The sequence below is a fragment of the Halobacillus sp. B23F22_1 genome (genome assembly GCF_043497005.1).
Taxonomy (GTDB): Bacteria; Bacillota; Bacilli; order Bacillales; family Halobacillaceae; genus Halobacillus_A.
This window is the reverse complement of sequence record NZ_JBIEKE010000001.1, coordinates 173,409-193,953: the sequence shown is the minus strand read 5'-3', so window position 1 is coordinate 193,953 and position 20,545 is coordinate 173,409. Positions and strand designations below refer to the sequence as shown.

22 protein-coding genes are annotated in these 20,545 nt (G+C 45.4%); 8 read left to right on the top strand and 14 right to left on the bottom strand.

The window, feature by feature from the left end; genetic code table 11:
* Positions 1-10: 10 nt before the first annotated feature.
* From ACGTNH_RS01035 to ACGTNH_RS01000, 8 genes are all read right to left on the bottom strand, one after another.
* On the bottom strand, positions 11-607 hold the full coding sequence (locus tag ACGTNH_RS01035; RefSeq protein ID WP_394584417.1) for a hypothetical protein: 597 nt from the start codon (positions 605-607) through the stop codon (positions 11-13).
* 12 nt (positions 608-619) lie between these two features.
* Entirely contained in the window at positions 620-2,056 is a 1,437-nt protein-coding gene (locus tag ACGTNH_RS01030) for a sodium:solute symporter family protein (protein ID WP_394584415.1), read from the bottom strand.
* A gap of 14 nt (positions 2,057-2,070) precedes the next feature.
* Entirely contained in the window at positions 2,071-2,283 is a 213-nt protein-coding gene (locus tag ACGTNH_RS01025) for a hypothetical protein (RefSeq protein ID WP_394586097.1), read from the bottom strand.
* A gap of 25 nt (positions 2,284-2,308) precedes the next feature.
* Complete coding sequence (locus ACGTNH_RS01020; RefSeq protein ID WP_394584413.1) at positions 2,309-3,244, bottom strand: ornithine cyclodeaminase family protein; 936 nt, start codon at positions 3,242-3,244, stop codon at positions 2,309-2,311.
* Positions 3,245-3,354: 110 nt separating this feature from the next.
* Complete coding sequence (locus ACGTNH_RS01015; RefSeq protein WP_394584412.1) at positions 3,355-3,489, bottom strand: hypothetical protein; 135 nt, start codon at positions 3,487-3,489, stop codon at positions 3,355-3,357.
* A gap of 30 nt (positions 3,490-3,519) precedes the next feature.
* Positions 3,520-4,716, bottom strand: a complete 1,197-nt coding sequence (locus ACGTNH_RS01010; RefSeq protein ID WP_394584411.1) for a hypothetical protein — start codon at positions 4,714-4,716, stop codon at positions 3,520-3,522.
* A complete protein-coding gene (locus ACGTNH_RS01005; protein WP_394584410.1) occupies positions 4,713-5,180 on the bottom strand; it encodes an RNA polymerase sigma factor in 468 nt (155 codons plus the stop codon). The genes ACGTNH_RS01010 and ACGTNH_RS01005 overlap by 4 nt, the downstream gene beginning before the upstream one ends.
* Before the next feature lie 267 nt (positions 5,181-5,447).
* Positions 5,448-5,891 carry an RDD family protein gene (locus ACGTNH_RS01000; protein WP_394584409.1) on the bottom strand — a complete coding sequence of 148 codons (444 nt, stop codon included), beginning with the start codon at positions 5,889-5,891 and terminating at the stop codon, positions 5,448-5,450.
* Positions 5,892-6,054: 163 nt separating this feature from the next.
* On the opposite strand from ACGTNH_RS01000, the gene ACGTNH_RS00995 reads away from it, so the two are divergent.
* A complete protein-coding gene (locus ACGTNH_RS00995; RefSeq protein ID WP_394584408.1) occupies positions 6,055-6,312 on the top strand; it encodes a hypothetical protein in 258 nt (85 codons plus the stop codon).
* A gap of 26 nt (positions 6,313-6,338) precedes the next feature.
* Here the strand turns inward: ACGTNH_RS00995 and ACGTNH_RS00990 are convergent, their stop codons facing one another.
* Positions 6,339-7,049 carry a GntR family transcriptional regulator gene (locus ACGTNH_RS00990; protein WP_394584407.1) on the bottom strand — a complete coding sequence of 237 codons (711 nt, stop codon included), beginning with the start codon at positions 7,047-7,049 and terminating at the stop codon, positions 6,339-6,341.
* Between the two features lie 173 nt (positions 7,050-7,222).
* On the opposite strand from ACGTNH_RS00990, the gene ACGTNH_RS00985 reads away from it, so the two are divergent.
* Positions 7,223-9,136, top strand: a complete 1,914-nt coding sequence (locus tag ACGTNH_RS00985; protein WP_394584405.1) for a beta-glucoside-specific PTS transporter subunit IIABC — start codon at positions 7,223-7,225, stop codon at positions 9,134-9,136.
* Positions 9,137-9,148: 12 nt separating this feature from the next.
* Entirely contained in the window at positions 9,149-10,612 is a 1,464-nt protein-coding gene (bglA, locus tag ACGTNH_RS00980; RefSeq protein ID WP_394584404.1) for a 6-phospho-beta-glucosidase BglA, read from the top strand.
* Positions 10,613-10,663: 51 nt separating this feature from the next.
* Here the strand turns inward: bglA and ACGTNH_RS00975 are convergent, their stop codons facing one another.
* The gene (locus ACGTNH_RS00975) at positions 10,664-11,521 is read right to left on the bottom strand and encodes a cupin domain-containing protein (protein ID WP_394584403.1); all 858 of its coding nucleotides are present in this window, start codon (positions 11,519-11,521) and stop codon (positions 10,664-10,666) included.
* A gap of 140 nt (positions 11,522-11,661) precedes the next feature.
* On the opposite strand from ACGTNH_RS00975, the gene ACGTNH_RS00970 reads away from it, so the two are divergent.
* Positions 11,662-12,237, top strand: coding sequence for a DNA-3-methyladenine glycosylase I (locus tag ACGTNH_RS00970; protein WP_394584402.1), 576 nt, complete (start codon positions 11,662-11,664; stop codon positions 12,235-12,237).
* A gap of 318 nt (positions 12,238-12,555) precedes the next feature.
* Here the strand turns inward: ACGTNH_RS00970 and ACGTNH_RS00965 are convergent, their stop codons facing one another.
* The 3 genes from ACGTNH_RS00965 to ACGTNH_RS00955 are packed head-to-tail and all read right to left on the bottom strand — an operon-like array spanning position 12,556 to position 14,899.
* Positions 12,556-14,265 carry an ABC transporter ATP-binding protein gene (locus tag ACGTNH_RS00965; RefSeq protein ID WP_394584401.1) on the bottom strand — a complete coding sequence of 570 codons (1,710 nt, stop codon included), beginning with the start codon at positions 14,263-14,265 and terminating at the stop codon, positions 12,556-12,558.
* A gap of 21 nt (positions 14,266-14,286) precedes the next feature.
* The gene (locus tag ACGTNH_RS00960) at positions 14,287-14,514 is read right to left on the bottom strand and encodes a hypothetical protein (protein ID WP_394584399.1); all 228 of its coding nucleotides are present in this window, start codon (positions 14,512-14,514) and stop codon (positions 14,287-14,289) included.
* Entirely contained in the window at positions 14,501-14,899 is a 399-nt protein-coding gene (locus ACGTNH_RS00955) for an acyl-CoA thioesterase (protein WP_394584398.1), read from the bottom strand. The genes ACGTNH_RS00960 and ACGTNH_RS00955 overlap by 14 nt, the downstream gene beginning before the upstream one ends.
* A gap of 264 nt (positions 14,900-15,163) precedes the next feature.
* Here ACGTNH_RS00955 and ACGTNH_RS00950 point away from each other — a divergent pair, with 264 nt between their 5' ends.
* The 4 genes from ACGTNH_RS00950 to ACGTNH_RS00935 all read left to right on the top strand — a co-directional run bounded on the left by ACGTNH_RS00950 (position 15,164) and on the right by ACGTNH_RS00935 (position 19,652).
* Positions 15,164-15,853: a response regulator transcription factor gene (locus ACGTNH_RS00950; protein ID WP_394584397.1), complete on the top strand. Its 690-nt coding sequence runs from the start codon at positions 15,164-15,166 to the stop codon at positions 15,851-15,853.
* Positions 15,850-16,857 carry a sensor histidine kinase gene (locus tag ACGTNH_RS00945; RefSeq protein ID WP_394584396.1) on the top strand — a complete coding sequence of 336 codons (1,008 nt, stop codon included), beginning with the start codon at positions 15,850-15,852 and terminating at the stop codon, positions 16,855-16,857. The genes ACGTNH_RS00950 and ACGTNH_RS00945 overlap by 4 nt, the downstream gene beginning before the upstream one ends.
* 100 nt (positions 16,858-16,957) lie before the next feature.
* Positions 16,958-17,719: an ABC transporter ATP-binding protein gene (locus ACGTNH_RS00940; protein ID WP_394584395.1), complete on the top strand. Its 762-nt coding sequence runs from the start codon at positions 16,958-16,960 to the stop codon at positions 17,717-17,719.
* Complete coding sequence (locus ACGTNH_RS00935) at positions 17,709-19,652, top strand: FtsX-like permease family protein (protein ID WP_394584394.1); 1,944 nt, start codon at positions 17,709-17,711, stop codon at positions 19,650-19,652. Before ACGTNH_RS00940 ends, ACGTNH_RS00935 begins: the two co-directional genes overlap by 11 nt.
* A 241-nt stretch (positions 19,653-19,893) precedes the next feature.
* Here the strand turns inward: ACGTNH_RS00935 and ACGTNH_RS00930 are convergent, their stop codons facing one another.
* Positions 19,894-20,514, bottom strand: a complete 621-nt coding sequence (locus ACGTNH_RS00930; RefSeq protein ID WP_394584392.1) for an NUDIX hydrolase — start codon at positions 20,512-20,514, stop codon at positions 19,894-19,896.
* Positions 20,515-20,545 lie beyond the last annotated feature (31 nt).

Sequence of the window (20,545 nt, the reverse complement as noted above, 5' to 3'; positions counted from 1 at the left end):
GACAGAAGCTTTACTTTTCCTGTAACCGCCATTCTACGCTTCTCCATAATTTACTCATATACTCCTCTGACTCCCCGGTATTAGCGTTAATGAAGAATTCCTTCGTTAAGTAATCAGAGTCTACTTGCACCTTCCAGAGCGGCAGATACGTCAGGAACAGTTCTTCCAGCTGATAACGGGGCTTTTTTAATACATAGCTGCGGTTGATTTGATTTTGCTGGATGTCCTGAATGTAGGTTTCTTTTACCTGCTGCTTCGTCAACTGTGCAGGCACCACTTCGCCGGTTTCCACTTCCCCTTCATTCATCGCAGGCACCGTTGGAAAAAGGCCGCGGTAACCGGACACTGCATCGACAAATACCATATTCGGCTTCTTTCTCGGTGGAAAAGGTTTTCGGTCAGCAATAACGAGAAGTTTGGCCACCCACATTGGATGGTACACACGCTTTGTACGAGCAATGTGGTTTTTAATATAATCCGCACTGATGCTTCGGTTCATCTTCATCTGAATGCCAAGGTTTTTGTAAATGACGTTGGGAAGCTCACTTTCAGCTATGCCTCCGCCTGTTCCGATGAGGCGGAGGTTTTTCTGCTTTACTGTTTCCATTGGTTTCATCCTTTATGAATCAATATGTGTGTGATAGCGGTCCACTTCGCGCTGCATGTCTTCCGGCGGTGGAGACGTCATAAGACTGACGACAATCACAAGAATCGCGGATACAGGTGCAGCGACGATGGGCTCCGCGACAAGCGCAAATGGCAGAACGGCCATGATGATAAACGCCACTGATCCACCGATCATGCCGGCCAGTGCTCCAGCCATGTTCGCCCGTTTCCACCAAATGCCGAGGACGAGCGGGAAACCAAAGGCCGACAGCATAGCACCGCTCACCCACCCAACCATAATCGCGATGAGCTGCGGTGGATCAATTGCGAAATAAATACCAACGAGACTAGCGAGCATCATGACGACGAATCCAATCCGCGTAACTGACTTTTCGGATGCTTTTTTATTAATATGACCTTTATAGAGGTCGTGAGCTACACCTGCTGAAACCGCGAGCAGCATGGCATCAGCGGAAGACATAATCGCCGCTAATAAGCCGGCAAGCATAATACCGGCAAGAATCGGCGGCATGTAATGCTCAATGACGGAAATAAAAATCATGTCCTGATTATCGAGCGAGCCGATAATGCCGAGGCTTGCTCCGGCAGAAGCAATAATCGCACCAAAAATGAAGACGCAAAGGTATAAAATACAGGCGCCGAGCGCGGAACGGCGGGCCGTTTTTGCATCACGGGAGGCGAAATTACGCATGACGGCCGATGGCGATACAACGCCGAACCATAGGAAGGCGATAAACAATCCAAAATACGACATCCATGGCTGAGTCACTTCACCAAATGCAGGATCGACGGCCAGAGCATCTTGAATTAACCTCCCTATTCCTTCATGATCGGCTAAAATAATGATGGAGAGCACGAGCATCCCAATCACCATAACCGCCCCTTGAATCAAGTCAGTATATGTAATCGCCCACATACCGCCTAAGGCTGCATATAAGGTAAATCCAATGCCCAGGAAAATAACAGCCGTCGTATATTCGATGCCTAGCACGTAAGAACCGATTAATCCGGAAGCCGTGAGCTGCGGCACCATATAGAACGTCATCGTGAGAACGACGATAACAGCCGCTACAATTTGGACCGGTTTTCCAAAGCGTATTTTGAAAAATTCCGGCATCGTTTTGACGCCGGACCGTCGAATCTGTCCTGCGATTAGAAAGAGAGCAAAGGACGGGATAGCCACGGCCCCAAATCCATAAGCAAATAAGAATGGCAGACCGAGTGCGACGCCTGACCCAACCGCTCCCATTAACGAGCTGGAGCTTGCCACAGCTGCGAACAAAGCGAACGATCCTACGAAACTATTAATATTGCGTCCTGCCGTCCAGTAATCATCCTCCGAAGAGTGAGCTCTCTTGGCAAAATAGATACCGATGAGGGTCATGAATATTAAGTAGAATGCTAATATGGAAGTTTCCATTCCTTTCATCGTCTACAGCTCCTTTAATTCGATCGTTTTTCTATCTTTTCAATCCAAATCACATAAATAAAGGTTAACAGCAGCCAAATAAAAAAGCAGAAGAACATCAGCCATCCGGCCAGGGAAATACCCATCCAATACACTTCCGTCGGCCACCAGATCCAAACGATCGAAGAAATGATCACGAGGGAAATGACCATGATAATGCCGGGATCCTTCCATTTTGATTTCGTCATTTGCTTCACACGGACTCATCCTCTCTTATCGGATTTTTTCATATAAGGCTTTCGTAACGATTAAATCAAAAATCGCCGCACCTACGGATTTGAAGATGACCGATTGTTCTTCCGGGTTCTGCGGACGATGATTGCGTGCGATGATCTCTTTTAGCGACAGTGTTTGATCAGGGTCAACACCAAGCTCCTGCGCGCGAATCATATCGCCTGATTCACGGAAAGCACTAGGCGCATCGACGTAAACTTCATCCGCCTCCTTTAAGATACTGTCAGGAATCTCCTGCATGGCCGGGCGGAACGAGCCGACGCCGACAATCTGTCTGCCCTTGTAGGCGGCAGGTTCAAGCTCAGGAAGGACGGGTTTTTCAGAGGTGGTGGTCGTGACAATAATGTCAGACTCACGGACTAACTGTTCGGTGGAAGCTTGTTCAATATGTAAGGACGGAAAGGCCTGCTTCGCTCGTTCGATAAAAGTCGAAAGCTTGGCCTGACTGCGGTTGTACACCTTCACCGTTTGAATCGATCGGACCGAACAGGCGGAGTGCAGGTGACTCCACCCCTGCGTCCCCGTGCCGATAATGCCGAGAGAAGACGCATTCTCCTTCGCTAAATACTTCATGCCAAGCCCGCCAAGCGCCCCCGTACGAAGACCGGTAATCGGTACCGCATCACACATCAAAAGTGGCTCCATCGTCTGACGGCTGTACAGTACCATCAGTCCATGAATCGTCGGCTTTTGAAGCGACGTATTGTTCGGCGCTACTCCGACGAGCTTCGTAGCGTAATAATCCCCATAATAGGAAGGCATTAATAGACTTGTATTATCGCCGTCTTCGATATGCATGCGGTCGGGCATGATTATATCACCATTGCTGTCGTCCAAGTAGAATTGTTCAATTGAACGGATCGTTTCGTCCATCGTTAATCTTTCGTTGACTTGTTCTGCAGTTAAATAGTCCATATAAGGCCTCCTTCGTTACTAGTAAAGCTATACTACCACAATTTTCTGATTTATTAAAATAATGAAAAATCCAGCACATTTGCAGTTGTGCTGGATGTAAAATTATAGGATTAATACAAATTCCGATAAGTCGCTTTACGATTTAATAACTGTTCTTGAGCTTCCTTGGGATGGTTACTCATAGGCGTTTTATCTTTTTTCTTTCTTGTTATGGAAATCGTAAAGATAAAAAAGTGAATCGTCATTTTGCTCCTTCCTTTCTATAAGAAGCTAAGTTAAAGCATCAACTCTCCTAAATTGCCTAAACTCGAATCTTCCGTCTTCATCCCTGCATCTTTAACCATTCCTGTATTCACGCGTATCACCTGCTGTAAGCTGCCTTTTAATGATAGATTTTCTACAGTGACGACCCCTAGAATGTCTAAGCTTTTTATTTTTGATGAAAGCACCTCAGGCGTGACACTATCGTCCAGGGTCAGCTGGCCTTCTACTATACATGCGGTTGGCTGAGCTAGAGCTTCCAGCTGTTCGTTCGTCCACCGCTCTTCCCCTTCGAGATAGAGAAAACGATCTTCATACGACAAAACCTCTGTTTCCAGCAGCGGGGCTGTTTCATACACGAGATCCTCCAGTTCTTCTGGACAAACAACAATTGACGTCGAGTGGATGCCTGCTATGGAAAATGCTTCACGTGTTACATCGGCTTCAATAATAACCGGCTTGTTTGTGTAGAGCTTTTTGCCTTTGAATCGTTTAATGGAGCGGCTGTTCACTCGTACCTGCTTCTTCAGCTGTAAGTACCCGTCTGGAATGACTTCCACCTTGCTGGAGGTCAGCGATCCTGATTTTTTATAAAAATGCGCTTCTTGAGATTCATAGAGCATAACCTTGCCATTGACATCAATCTGGTGAATTTTTTTCTGAAACAGATCCATATCTAAATCTTCATCTAATCGCAGCTTTCCGTTTACGGTTAATCGCATCGTACGGTCAGCTGAATGTAAGTAGGCATTCGTTAACTCGAAATGCCCGTTTTCAAAACGCAGCTGTTCCTCTCTATACGACTCCACATCCATGGCGCCATGCGAAATGATGTGAAACAGAGATCCAGTCAGGTGGGCCGGGCAATAAATGCTGCCGCTGACTCTCAGTTCAAGCAAGCTGTTCTTCAGCTCGTCAGCCTGCACATTGCGGTCTACGATGAGGTTACCGTTTACGAACAGCTTCACTTCTTCCGTTAACGATTGAAAATACGCTTGATCTACGTGTAAATTGCTATTTACTACTTGATAGCCTTCTGGCAGCTCTACACACTGCCCGATATTGCCGGCGTTTAATTTCGGCAGGAGGTGCGCTTTTTCCTTTGGATATAAAACCATGCCAATGTTCTCGATTCTCTCCACATTTTGTAAGCTTTCTTCTGTAGCATTCATTAAATTTAACAGTCCTACATTTCCAATTCGCTGACTCATCGTTCATCCTCCTCTAATACTTTACGTAATTGCTTGATTGCAGTTTGAAGCTTATAACGTACGGTCGAAGCTGGCAGGTTAAGACGTTCACCGATTTCCTTACTCGATAAATTCAGCCAGTACCGTTTAAAAACGATATCGCTTAAGTCCGGGGAAAGCCGGGAAAGCAGTTCTGTCATCTCAAGTCTCCCTGAAGTGAGATCCGGCACCGCACTATCAGCATCCTCTTCCCACTCCGTGATCCTCTTGTCTTTTCTCCGCTCATCAATGAGCTTATTTTTCATCACTCGATAAAACCATGCTTTTTGCTTATGAAGGGGCAGCTTGAGCAGCTGTTCTTCCTTTAAAGATTTGATCCACGCATCCTGAACGAGGTCCTTTCCTTCCTGTTCGTGACGCGCAATGGAATAAGCAAAACGGAACAGGTCGCTCTTTAGTTCTTCATATAGATCACTTACTTCCATACGACCACTCACTTTGACTAATTATTGGCTCCTTCACTTAGATAACGAATAAGGCGGTGGAAGTGATGGAGTTTTTTTAAAAAAATAGGTTGAGGGATTTGTCCGGGAATTGAAAAACGCTGATATATTCTCATTTTCGCTGATAAAGGAACAAAAACGCTGATATAAGTATAGTTTAGCTGATAAAAGACGATTTCCGCTGATATCTACAATCAAAAAAATAAGCAGCCGCAAACGGTCTGCTTATTTTTATAGCTTCTATATCATTTACTTCGCCGCGACTGCCGCTTCCTGATCTTCCGGTGGTTCCTTGGTCACATACGTGCCCGCAATAAAGTCATGAATTGCCCGTTTATCTTCCCTCATTCCGACCATAAACGCACTGACGATCAGGCCGATGCCAAGCGTCACAATATAGACGAGCGTTCCCACCACTTCTCTTAACAGCATCGTACCAAAACCAACATTCTGCCCATTCATCCGTACGATACGGATGCCGATCAACTTGCGGCCCAGCGTGTATCCATACCAAATAACCGGCAGCACAATTGCATAGACGTAGCCGAGAAGATCCACAGGACTGTAACCATCGTAGAAAAAACTTCCGTGGATAAGCAGTGTAATCAGTCCAAGTGGAATAAATAATATAAGAGCATCTACAATCCTTGCCCCTAACCTATTCCAGAATCCAGCCGGGTAATGTACTTCCATAATAAAAAACCTCGCTTTCTTTCCATACTTATCGTACGATTCAACGGGCGTTTTGTTTCACCAAAAATTAAAACATCCAAACGAATCTTCAGTGATTCGTTCGGATGATTTATGTTAAAGAATTTACGTCGCACCTTCAATGATCCTGCCTTAGAGCTATGAAGTGAGTTCCCGCTTTTTTGAAAGCAGCGTTCTTCTTTTACAAGAAGCAGAGAAGATATTCTTTTATGCCTCTAAGAATTTATATCGAAAGTTGTTGATGCCACGTGGAGCACTCGGTAGTGACGTCTGGTCGATTAAAACCGTCCACGTCCGGTGCGTCGTGGTAAGAGCGCGAACCGAAGATCCACTTGCTGAGGCCGTGCCCGCGGCTGGCCTCCACCGACAAGCGATTCGCGGAATCAACAACAGCTTCCTATAGATTTACTGCTCCGGGCTCTTTGCGCTCTATAATATATGACTATTTGCCTGAAGAAAGAACTGTGATTGTTCATAGTTGTACGTCACTTTAGAAAAGTCAAACGGCTGCCCGTTCGTTAAATGAAAAATACTTTCCATGAAAAGCTTCGGATCCCCTGATTTCAACCCTAAATACGCCGCTTCTTCTTCATTCAGTTTATGTACGTGAAGGTAAATATCTGAGAAACCGACCTTTAAACCGAGGCCTTCTTGGATGTAATGAAAGATCGACTCAGAGGCAATCTCTCGATTCAAGTAGGTTACCGTCGATTTATTATAGTACGACTCCTCCAGACAAAGCGTTTTTCCGTTAATGTAACGGATACGTTTCACATAATAAACCTCCTGGTGCTGATCAATGTTCAAGTTATAAGCCACTTCTTCTGTCGGTTGACAAACCTTTAGCTCGACCACCTCAGATGTGACATTAAATTCTTCCAGGTCCTTTTTAAATCCCTGGTTTGATAACAGACTGATGTATCCTTCTCTGTTATGTCTTCTGACAAAAATCCCGCTGCCCCTTACTTGATACACGACTCCCTTTTTCTCCAGAAGATCCAGGGATTTCGTAATGGTGCTCTTACTCACGTTAAATCGTGCCATCAGTTTTTCAAGGACAGGCAGTTTATCCCTCTGCTGAAGGTTATGCTCTTCAATATATTTTTCGATGTCGATTGCGATCTGCTGATACTTTAACATAAACATTCCTCTTTACCTTTTTAGTCCTTACATTACCAGCATTATAGCATAAACAGCCCTGCGGCTCATTCACTCATTTTAATCACATATAATTATTTTGTCAGGGTATTGATTAATTATATCGATACAATTATAATGTAAGCGAATACTCAAATTATAAAGGAGGGTTTCATTTGGCGAAAAAAGTGAGAGATTACCCTAAGCTTGCAGGGGATATATTAGAGGCAGTCGGCGGGGAAGAGAACATAATTAAGGTATCAAGGTGTGCCACGCGGCTCCGACTCGTACTTAAGCGATCGAGACCTCAGGCTAAAGAGCAAGTAACGTCGTTACCTGGAGTGATCACGGTAGTTGAGAACAACGGACAGTTCCAGGTCGTCATTGGTCAGCATGTGGGTGAAGTTTACGAGGCATTTGCCAGTCTAGTCAATATGGATACGTCGAATGATGATCAAAGTGAAAAGCAAGGGACCATCATCAACCGTGTTATTGCTACAATGTCAGCTGTTTTCGCCCCCTTTATTTACATTTTAGCGGCTGCTGGTATTCTTCAAGGAACGTTAATTTTAATTAATTTGTTATTTTCCGGATTTGAGGCAACAGGAACCTATGAAGTGTTGAGCTTTATTTCCTGGGCGCCTTTTACCTTCTTGCCTATTTTTATTGCAATGACCGCAGCGAAACATTTTAAGGTCAACACGTATATCGCAGTTGCCTGCAGCGCAGCTTTAGTCAGTCCGACTTGGACAGCAATGGCTGATCAGATTGCGTCAGGGGAAACCATTTCTTTCCTCGGCATTGCATTATCAGAAACGGTGTACACTTCTTCTGTACTGCCGCCGCTTTTTTTAGTATGGATCTTATCCTATCTTGAGAAGTTTCTAAATAAAAACATGAACGAAGTCGTACGTCCATTGTTCGTACCGTTCATCTGCATGATCGTCATGGTACCGTTAACGATTCTGTTAATCGGCCCGCTATCCACATTAGGAGCTAACGGGATTGCGAACGGCTACAATTTCTTAGCGGAAAATGCACCAGCCCTGGCTGGAGCAATCATTGGATCGCTATGGCAGGTGCTTGTCATTTTCGGTGTTCACTGGGGCGTTACGCCGATGGTACTCGCTAACTTTGATCAGTACGGCCGCGATTCGTTCCAGGCGTATCAGACGATTGCTGTTATTGCCCAGGTTGGTGCCGTGCTTGGGGTCGTTTTGAAGGCGAAAAGCCAGGAAACGAAAAAAGTCGGTGTATCGGCTGGCGTAACCGGCATCTTCGGAATTACAGAACCTGCAATTTACGGGGTCAACCTGCGATTTAAAAAACCGTTTATTTTTGGATGTATTGCAGGGGCCGTCGGGGCGATTACGGCAAGCTTTTTTACCCCGTATTATTTTGCCTATGCCGGTCTGCCGGGTCCATTAACCATTGTAAACGGCATAGACAGCGCCTTCCCGATGTCAATATGGGGCATTGTAATCGGCTCGCTGATCGCCATAGTCCTTCCTGTCGTGCTCATTCAAATTTTTGGATTTGGAGAAGATACAGCCAAACAGGCTGGCAGCCAAGGTTTAGTTGAGGAACAGGGACAGCCTGGCGAAACCGCTGCTGCAGCAAATGATGCAAAAGTGAATGAAGAAATCGTGGACGCTCCATTCAGCGGCAATGTCATTCCGCTTTCAGAAGTGCCCGATGAAGTATTCAGTTCAGGAGCGATGGGTAAAGGCGTCGCCATTCAGCCGACGGAAAACAAACTGTATGCTCCATTTGACGGCACCGTCGTCATGATCGCACCTACCAAGCATGCGATCGGCTTACGCTCAGAAACCGGCATCGAATTACTCGTGCACATAGGAATCGATACAGTCAAACTCGACGGAAGTCCGTTCAACTTACATGTAGAAGACGGGGCTGTGTTTAAAAAGGGAGAAATCCTTGTTGAATTTGATGAAGAAGCCATTATAGGACATGGGCTCGAAACGATCACTCCTGTCATCGTTACAAACGCCGGGGCTTATGAAGAAGTAATTATTGAAGACCTCAAGCAGAGCATATTTAATCAAAAATTAATGACAGTCGTAAAATAAGGAGGAAGAAACATGACACAAATACCAGAAGATTTTCTATGGGGCGGCGCGTTAGCCGCTCACCAATTTGAAGGCGGATGGAACGAAGGCGGCAAAGGGCCGAGCGTCGTTGACGTTATGACCGCAGGAGCTCACGGCGTACCAAGAAAAATTACGGAATACATTGAGGAAGATGAATTTTACCCAAACCATGAAGCCATTGATTTCTACCATCATTATAAAGAGGACATCGCGTTATTTGCTGAGATGGGATTGAAATGCCTGCGAACCTCCATTGGGTGGACCCGTATTTTTCCAAAAGGGGACGAAGCAGAGCCGAACGAGGAAGGGCTGCAGTTCTATGATGATGTGTTTGACGAATTAATCAAGCATGGCATCGAGCCTGTAATTACACTCTCCCACTTTGAAATGCCGCTCCACTTAGCGAGAGAATACGGCGGGTTCCGCAGCCGCAAAGTGGTCGACTATTTCGCCAAATTCGCAGAAGTCTGCTTCAACCGCTACAAAGACAAAGTGAAATACTGGATGACGTTTAATGAAATTAACAACAAAATGGACGTCAACAACCCGATTTTTCTATGGACAAATTCCGGCGTTACTGTCAAAGAAGGAGAAAACCCCAAAGAAATCATGTACCAGGCCGGCCACCACGAGTTACTGGCCAGTGCCTTAGCCGTTGCAAAAGGAAAAGAAATCAATCCAGACTTCGAAATCGGTGCCATGGTTTCTCACGTTCCGATCTATCCTTATTCTTCAAACCCGGAAGATGTAATGCTGGCTGAAGAAATGATGAGGCAGCGCTACTTCTTCCCTGATGTTCACGTACGCGGGTATTATCCGAGCTATGCGTTAAAAGAATTTGAACGTGAAGGCTATCATATTCCATTTGAGGACGGAGATGAAGAAATTTTACGTAACGGAACCGTTGATTATCTCGGCTTCAGCTATTACATGTCCACGACGGTTAAAAGTGACGTAGAACAAGACAACCGTGGTGATATTGTCAACGGCGGCCTGCCAAATGGAGTAGAAAATCCGTACATCAAATCAAGCGACTGGGGCTGGGCGATTGATCCAACGGGACTGCGCTATACCCTCAACCGCTTCTATGACCGCTATCAGATTCCATTATTTATCGTCGAAAATGGATTTGGCGCTGTCGATACGGTGGAAGAAGACGGATCGATTCACGATAAAGCAAGAATTGAATATTTAAAGTCTCACATTGAAGCTGTAGAAAAAGCCGTCATGTACGATGGCGTTGACTTAATGGGTTACACGCCGTGGGGCATTATTGATATCGTATCTTTTACAACCGGTGAAATGAAAAAACGCTACGGCATGATTCACGTCGACCGTGATAATGAAGGAAACGGAACCATGAAGCGTTCTAAGAAGGATTCATTTGACTGGTATCAGCAGGTCATTGAAACGAACGGTGAAAAATTATCCTATAAACACCATATAAACATTTAAATAAAAACAAACCCGAATAAGCACTTATTCGGGTTTGTTCGTATGAATCTGTTATTCGGCTTCCATCGCATCCTCTTTCGTTTCATGAACCGTGCCGAATGGATGCTCAGGCGGCGCATAAATCGTATACAGCTTCAGCGGTGTATCTCCTGTGTTCGTTAAATTGTGCCACATTCGTGCTGGCACCATAATGGCAAAATCATCCTCAACGTCCGCTTCGAAATCCAATTGATTTTCCCGCGGTCCCATCTGTACGAATCCTTCCCCTTCTTCCACCCGTAAAAACTGATCCACATCAGGGTGCACTTCTAAGCCGATGTCACTCCCTGGTTCAATGCTCATCAACGTCACCTGTAAATGCTTTCCCGTCCATAAAGCTGTACGGAACGTGTCGTTCTCTTTTGAGGCAGCATCAATATCGATAACAAGTGGACCTCTTCCGTAATCCTTTAATTCCATGCTCTCCTCGTCATCGCCCATCTGTCTCAACCGTTCCGCGAGTGCGGCTCCATGATGACAGACATGCCAAAACACATCCCGAACCGGGAGATGCCGGGTAAGTACATAGCTTTGCTGATCCTGGTCATAAGCCTCACATTCAGCTGCATAAGCCTTTTGTAAACCGTCTCTAAACGTTTCAAATATTTTTTGCTCGATTTCGTAATCAGGCTGGCTCCCCGTATGCCTGACATATTCATTTGTTAATTGTTGAACAAAAAATTGCTTATTGGCTGCTGCTTCCAACAAGTCATGTTTATGATGCGGAGTGGGAGCTGCGTCTGCTAATCGTTGGTAAAAATCAACCGAAGCCGCTTCTTTTTTAATACAGGAAAGAATCGTATTCTCTATTTGAGAGCTGTTGCGTTCCACGCTGGCATGCTCTGGAGGAAAGGAGAAATTCTGGTACATATCGATCAGTCCTTTACAAATTTTTATAAAAATATCCTATGCACCAGCCAGCGGAGTGTACGTAAGAAATCGTTCTTTGTGATTTCCAATCCCCCGCGCTATACTTAATACAGATCTTATAAAGGCAGGTACTTAATCACATGAATACTTCTTCCATTTGTTCGTGGGCTCAAGGAAGCCCTGAAATGACCCAGTACCATAATACAGAATGGGGACGGCCCAGCTATGACGATTCCTATCTGTTTGAACTGCTGAATTTAGAAGGGGCTCAGGCAGGTTTATCGTGGAAAATTATCCTTTCAAAGCGCGAAGGCTACCAGAGGGCTTTTCATCAATTTAACATCGACCGTTGTGCTGCTTTAACAGAAGAGGATTTAGAGGCGATACGTGAAGCCGGGGAGGTCGTCCGCCACCCGCAGAAAATAAAAGCCGTACAGACGAATGCTCTCGCTGCGCAGAAAGTTCAGCAGGAATTCGGCAGCCTGGCGTCCTACGTCTGGCAGTTTACGGACCATCAGCCGATTATTTATCAACGACAGGAAGTCTCAGAAATTCCAGCCAAAGATGACCTCTCTGTCAAAGTAAGCAAAGACTTAAAAAAGCGCGGCTTCAAATTTGTCGGACCTGTAACCGTCTATTCCTACCTGCAGGCTGTCGGTGTGATTGACGATCACCTGATCACCTGTCCGTACCATACGAACAACCGGCACGAATAAAAAAACCGCTCAATGGAGCGGTTTTCTTAGCGGCGAAGCATGGATATTCCAGACATCTTCTGTTACCTGCATCCGGGAAAAAGCGATTTCTCTGCGGTCGATATGCAACCTCCGTGGCCTCTCCTGTGTGCTCATTCTATATTCCACTAGTAACTTTTCTCGAAAAAGGGTGTTAGGAAACGGCGAGACTCCTACGGGAAATGCGAGATAGGTGTGACCCCGGAAGGCTTCAGCCTGAGGAGACACACCATTCGCCCGTGGAAAGGGAGTCGTTTCCTAACACCCTTACTCTTCCTCATGCAAGAAATGTCTACAGTATTAACTGAATTGAGCGGCATGCAGGCGGCTGTAAATCCCTTCAGATTCAAGCAGCTCCTCGTGATTCCCCTGCTCTGCAATTCCATCCTTCGTCACAACCATAATTCGATCAGCATTTTTAATAGTAGCCAGACGGTGTGCAATTACAAGCGTTGTACGCCCTTCTGTTAATTCCTCCAGCGACTTCTGAATCGCAATTTCCGTTTCCGTGTCCAATGCGGACGTCGCCTCATCCAAAATTAAGATCGGCGGGTTTTTCAAAAACATGCGTGCGATCGACAGGCGCTGCTTCTGCCCGCCGGAGAGCTTCACGCCGCGTTCGCCAATTACTGTGTCGAGCCCTTGCGGCTGGTTGGCGATAAATTCATCCAGACGCGCTCGAATCGAAGCTTGCATGATTTCTTCGTCTGTGGCCTGTAAGTTACCATAGGCGATGTTTTCCCGTATCGTTCCTGAGAAAAGAAAGACGTCCTGCTGCACGATGCCAATTTGGTTGCGCAGTGCATCCAGCGTGATGTCACGGATGTCAGTGCCATCAATTGTAATTTCACCCGCTTGAATTTCATAAAACCGCGGCAGCAGGCTGCAAAGTGTTGTTTTTCCTGCACCTGAAGGTCCAACAAAAGCGACGGTTTCTCCCGGATGAATCGAAAGGTCGATTTCATGTAAGACGGGGGCAAGTCCTTCATAACCAAAGGTGACGTCTTTATATTGAATCGTACCTCGAAGCTCTTTAGCCACGGCGTCTTCACGATCCTGAATATCCGGATCGGTATCGATAATTTCTGTATATCGCTTAAATCCCGCAATCCCTTTAGGATAGCTCTCAATGACAGCATTAATTTTTTGAATCGGGCCAATTAAAATATTCGCAAGTAGAATGAACGCCACAAACTCGCCGTACGTTAACTCTCCGGCAATCACGAAATACGTGCCGAACAGAAGTGTAAACAGCGTCACGAGTCTCATGAGAACGTAGTTGGCCGTTACGTTTTGAGCCATAATTTTATACGACTGCAGCTTCGTCGTACGATACTGGTCGTTATTCGTTTGGAATTTGTTCTGCTCATGCTTTTCATTCGCAAAAGCCTGAACGACTCGGATGCCGCCGATGCTGTCCTCGACGCGAGAATTAATTTCAGCGACGTTATGGAACATGCGCCGGAATGTCACGGTCATTTTTTTATTAAAGTAAATCGCAAGGACAATCAACAGCGGGATCACGATAAAGGAAAGAACGGCAAGCTTCCAGTTAATCGTCAGCATTAAAATAAACGAGCCGATCAACGTCATAAAAGCGACAAACATATCCTCCGGCCCGTGGTGAGCCACTTCGCCGATCTCCTCTAAATCCTTCGTTAAGCGCGAAATGCTGTGACCCGTTTTGCTGTTGTCGTAATAGCCGAACGACAGTTTCTGCATATGCGTAAAAAGCTTCTGCCGCATGTCAGTCTCGATATTAATACCAAGCTTATGACCCCAATACGTAACGACGTAATTCAGACCCGTGTTAATTAAGTAGACGAGCAGCAGGCCGACGCAGGCCAGGATTATAATCGTCCAGTTTTCCTGCGGCAATAATTTATCAATGACGTGATTTACCGCCAGGGGAAAGGCCAGTTCTAAAAGGCCAACTAAAACGGCACAGCTGAAATCTAATATAAACAACCATTTGTATGGTTTATAGTAGGAAAAAAATCGTGCGACCACCTTGAAACCCCTCTTCTTCTTTTACAATTGAAATTCATTTTCAATTATACTGCGGGAGCGTCCAATTGGAAAGGCAAAGATATAAACGGCTCCCTCAAGAGATTTGGTGTAAGAATCGCTTCGAATCGTTGACGATACAGCGGCATATAAAAGTATTGCACCCATATCGCCTGCCGATACGCAGGCTGTCTTGTATCGTATCGCGGTACGATACGCAATAGAAGAGCCGTCTTTTCTAGTGTGCTTCATGCATATGATTTGCTAATGCACGGCGTATATCGTCTGGAATCCGCTCGGACACCTGCTTTTCTACGTTGAAATTCACGTAGATCGTATCGCCTGCAGCGCATAGCGTATCGCTCTGCCATACCTCTTCATACAGCGTAAGGCTCGTATTGCCGATCTTCTTCACCCACGTACGAATCTCAACGTTTGTACCAAAGTAAATTTGGCTTTTAAAATCAATGTTCATATTGAGGATGATCATCTTCCAATCGTTGAAATTGTCATCAGGGGTAAACAGTTTAAACAATGGATTGCGCCCCGCCTCAAGCCAGACAGGGACGACCGTATTGTTAATGTGCCCCACCCCATCGGTTTCAGAGACGCGCGGTTCGATTATGGTTTTATACATAGGCTCATTCCTTTTTCACTTGATTGTAAAAGGGCATGATGGCAGGGTCAACTGTTTTCCTGTTCTGCCGGTTTGAGGAAATTCGCGGCTAAAAAATGATTTTAGCGGCTAAATGAGAAAATTCGCTGGCAAATCGTAATTTTCGCGGCTATTTTCACAAAAACGCGGCCAATCTCAAAAAATCGCGGCGAAACCAATTAGGCGGCCCCCGCGCGTATCCTCCATAAATTTGCTATAATTTCCATAGAAAGCGTGGTGATTCGGTTGTTTAACATTTTACTCATTGAAGATGATATGTCTCTGTTTACTGAGATTAAAGAACGGCTTTCCCAGTGGGAATACGAAGTCGACGGCATTGAAGATTTCCATAAAGTCATGGATACGTTCACAGAAGCTCAGCCTGACCTCGTCATTATCGATATTCAGCTCCCGAAGTTTGACGGCTTTCACTGGTGCCGGATGATTCGGCAGCATTCCAATGTCCCGATTATTTTCCTCTCTTCACGCGATCACCCGACAGATATGGTGATGTCGATGAACCTGGGCGCGGATGATTTTATTCAAAAACCTTTCCATTTTGAAGTGCTAATCGCCAAAATCCAGGCCCTTCTCCGCCGGGTGTACAACTACAGTGCGGAGGCACCGGAGTTAAAGACGTGGCTCGGGGCAACGGTTGATTTTGAACGAAGCCGTGTGACAAATGAGCACGGGGAGATTGAACTGACGAAGAATGAGATGTTTATTCTGCGCCTGTTAATCGAGCGGAAAAATCAGATCGTCAGCCGGGAGGATTTGATGAACCGTCTGTGGGACGATCAGCGATTTGTAAGCGACAATACGCTGACCGTAAACGTTAATCGGCTGAGGAAAAAGCTGGCAGAACTTACGCTTGGCGATGCGATTGAAACAAAAGTCGGACAGGGATACATAGCGATTGATCAGGTGAGCCAATGATTCGATCTTATATAAAAGAACGGCGCAGCTGGATCCTCCTCTTTGTAGTTTTACAACTGCTCGCCTTGCTGATTACCTACGTCGATTCAGCGATTCCGCTGTCATCAGTCGGGTATTATACCTTCCTTTCTTCCGTTATATTCATTGTATTTTTCGTCGCTCGTTATTACCGTGAAACGCGTTTTTTCAAGGAGCTTGAGGAACGCGAGGAAGATTTAGATATGACAAGTCTGCCTGAGGCGAACCGGCCGTTCGAATTTATCGCTGAAAAAAACATTACTGAACCTATTGAGACATTACAAAGGCGATCCGCTTCCCTCCAAGCACAAATGGACCAGGAAAAAGATGACTTGCTCGCATGGATTCATGAAGTCAAAACACCGCTTACTGCGATGCACTTAATTATAGACAGGCTCGAGGACCGCCAGCTTAAAGCTCAATTGACGCATGAATGGCTGAGAGTCCATTTACTCCTCGATCAACAGCTGCACCAGAAACGTATGCCGTTCATTGAAAATGATCTATATGTAGAAAAAGTAGAAGTGGAACCTCTTCTTTTCAGTGAAATCAATATGCTGCGCTCGTGGTGTATGCAAAAAGGCATCGGCTTTGAAGTAGATGCAGCAGCCGTTACCGTGCTCAGTGACGCGAAATGGCTTGGATTCATCTTCCGTCAGCTGCTGACCAATGCTGTGAAATACAGTAAAGACGGGTCTGAGATTACCATTACAAGCAGCCGGCAAAATGGGAAAACTACCCTGAGTATCAGGGACCATGGACACGGGATGGAAACACGTGACCTGCCGCGCATCTTTGATAAAGGCTTCACTTCCACGAGTCAGCATGACAATAAGGCCGCTACGGGGATGGGTCTGTACTTAGCGAGAAAGGCAGCATCCCCCTTACGGATCAGTATGGACGTTCAATCGAAGCTCGGACATGGCTCAACCTTCACTCTCACCTTCCCAAAAGCGAACGAGTTCATCGAGATTCAAGGCGTGTGACAAAAGTGTCACTCGCTTTTCTTTTTTGTTCGATCAATGAAAGGACTCTTGCGGCAGGAACTTTTACAATGGAATTATCAATCAAACGGAGGGTACGTGGATGACTATTTTAGAAGCAACTAAAATTCATAAAAGCTATGGGAATAAGTTTACGAAGCAGGAGGTGTTAAAGGGCATTGATGTGAGCATTGAGAAGGGTGAGTTTGTAACAATCATGGGGGCATCTGGTTCTGGAAAAACGACGCTGCTTAATGTACTTTCTTCAATTGACCGCGTCAGTGAAGGAACGATTGCGATTGATGGGAAGGAACTGACAGGTCAGAAAGAGAAGCAGCTGGCTGAATTCCGCAAGCATCATCTCGGGTTTATTTTTCAAGAGTATAACCTGCTCGATACGCTGACGGTGAAGGAGAACATTCTGCTGCCGCTTTCCATTACGAAGGCTTCGAAAAAGGAAGCGAATGAGAAGTTTCAGGCGGTGGCAGCTGAGCTTGGGATTGAGGACATTGCGGATAAGTACCCGAATGAAATTTCCGGCGGGCAGAAACAGCGGACGTCAGCAGCGCGGGCCTTTATTCATGAACCCAGCATAATTTTTGCCGATGAACCGACGGGAGCGCTTGATTCGAAGTCAGCTTCCAATCTGCTTGGAAAAATAAGCGATTTAAATGATAAGCGGGAAGCTACGATTGTGATGGTGTCTCATGACCCCGTTGCTGCCAGCTACAGCAGCCGCGTTGTGTTTATTAAGGATGGACACATTTACACGCAGCTTAATAAAGGGGAGCAGTCACGCCAGACCTTCCTGAAAGACATCATGAAAACGCAAGGTGTATTAGGCGGGGTGCAGTATGAGCTTTAATCAGTTAATTTTTCGTAATATGAAAAAGAACCTCGCCAACTATTATTTGTACGTGTTTGCGCTCATCTTCAGCGTGGCTCTCTATTTTTCTTTTGTGACGCTGCAGTATGACCCTTCCATGGATGAGGCGACGGGAACGCTTCGTGGTGCAGCTGCATTGCGTGCGGCTTCCATTCTGCTTGTATCGATTGTCGCTGTTTTTCTGGTTTATGCTAATAAACTGTTTATTAAACGCCGCAGCAAGGAAATCGGGCTGCTGCAGCTGATCGGGATGACAAAACAGCGGATTTTTTATATGTTAAGTGCAGAGAATTTAATTTTGTATTTCGGTTCCCTGGTGATCGGAATCGCGTTAGGATTTTCGATTTCAAAATTAATGACGATGATTGTGTTTAAAATTACCGGTGTGGAGGATGTGGCTTCGCTTAATTTCTCATCCGAGGCTCTCGTCCAAACACTGCTCGTTTTCGGCGGTGTCTACGCCCTGATTATGCTGTTGAATTACGTATTCATTAAACGGCAGACAATTCTATCATTGTTTCACGTGAAACAAAAGACGGAAAGCCGTGTGAAAAAGCTATCGATTATGGAAGTGGTTATGGGTGTTCTCGGCATTGGGTTGATTGTCACAGGCTATTATATTTCTTCCAAGCTTTTTGATGGAGACTTTGTGTCCATTAACAGCTTATTTGCAGTGATGATCTTCATTCTTGCCTCTGTCATTATAGGTACGTATTTTTTCTATAAAGGATCGGTGCGTTTTATCTCAAATGTAATAAGGAAAAATAAAGGCGGTTACTTGAATGTAAATGAAGTGCTGTCGCTTTCCTCCATTATGTTCCGTATGAAATCAAATGCGCTGCTGCTTACCATTATTACGACCGTTTCGGCGTTGGCGATTGGGTTGTTATCTTTAAGCTACATTTCCTACTATTCTGCTGAAAAAACAGCCGAGGGGCAGTCCCCCGATGACTTCACCTTTATCAGTGCGGAAGATGCAGATGAATTCGGCGAAGCTCTTTCTACGCAAGGGATCGCGTACAGTGAGCAGACGACAGAGTTAGTAAGAGCTGAAGTTTATATTGAAGACATCATCGGGGCTAACATGGAAGATTTAAATTTTGACGGAAGCTGGACAACAATGGCCCTCGTCAGTGATGAAAGCGTGGAAGAGATCGACGTTAGTGAAAAAGAAACACAATTCGCCGGCTATAATGATGCCATGAATCAGTTGATGAAACTGGCTGACTCCGGAGAGATTAAAATTAAAAGTGGCGATGAGGAAATTGATCAGGAGTATACGGGAATCTCAAAAATTGATGTGCTGCCCTTCTTTTTCACTTACGGGCTTCCGACAGCAATCGTCGATGACAGCGTGTTTAAACGGATTGAAAGTCAAGCCGATCCGGAACTACAGGGTGAATCCAACTTATTTGTCGGGTTAACGTTAGAGGAAGACGCATCGACCGAGGAAGCTGATGAGCTGTTTCAGAGCATGGAGATGAGCGAGCAAGCCGGCAATGCCTCACAGTATGCGTCCAGTCAGTTTCAGAAGCAGAACATGGGGCTGATCATGTTCATCGTCGGGTTTCTTGGGTTAACGTTCCTCATTACGTCCGGCTGTATCCTCTACTTTAAGCAGATGGATGAAGGAGATGAAGAGCAGCCGAACTATACAATTTTACGTAAGCTCGGGTATACACGTCATGATTTAGTCCAGGGGATTCAAATCAAGCAAGTGTTTAACTTTGGCATCCCGCTAATTATAGGTTTAATTCACAGCTATTTTGCCGTTCAATCCGGCTGGTTCTTGTTCGGAACAGAAGTGTGGACGCCGATGCTGATCGTAATGGGCGTGTATACCGCGCTGTATTCGATCTTTGGGATGCTGTCAGTGTTGTATTATAAAAAAGTAATTAGAGAAGCGTTATAAAAAAGGATCGTTCCTTCGTATAAGGAACGATCCTTTTTCAGCTTGTAGAGAAACCTTAAAGAGTGTAAAATTCTCTGCGTTAGTGTGATGAGTTTGAGGAAACGAGTCCGTTTCCTCAAATCCTTTTTCCTGTTCCTTTCTCCACGCTTATATGAAGCTTTTTCATTCTCTCCCTGATTAACCGGGATTATGAGCGTATCGCTTGCCGATACACCCTTATGAATGTTTCACGTGAAACATTTTATTCCTGCAGCGACTCAATAAACGCATAAAGGACCCGGGCAGTCAGCCCCCAGATCACTTTGTCTTCATATTTATAAAAGTATTCTTCCATTTTACGTGTCTGCCACTCGTAATCACGGCCGTTGGCAATGAGGTCGTAAGGAAACCCCTCATCCGGCTTGACATCAAAATTTACGAGATGAACGTCCGGATCATTCTCTTTAAAAAAAGATAAAGGAACCGTAAATACTTCCTCTACCTCCGCTGGATTGGGCGATATCCTCTTCTCCGGACAATTTAAAAACCCGACGTACGTATGCACAATCATCCCAAACGGGGAAACCATATAATCAAAAGGATATACTTCCTCAATTTCGTGACCGGTAATGCCCAGCTCCTCTTTCGCTTCTCTGACAGCAGCATCGATGACCTGTTGGTCTTGTCGGTCCACCTTGCCGCCAGGAAAACAAATTTCCCCGGGCTGCCTTCTCATCTGAAGCGAGCGGACCTCAAACAGCAAATGAAGCTCGCCTTCTTTTTCAATCAGAGGCAGAAGAATGGAATAATTCGTTAATTGCTTCCCGCCAATGACAGAAGGCGTTCGATTTTCCATTTTACGTTGAATGGCTTCTCTCTTCATACCTTCACCCTTTTCTTTCCACTAGTCATAC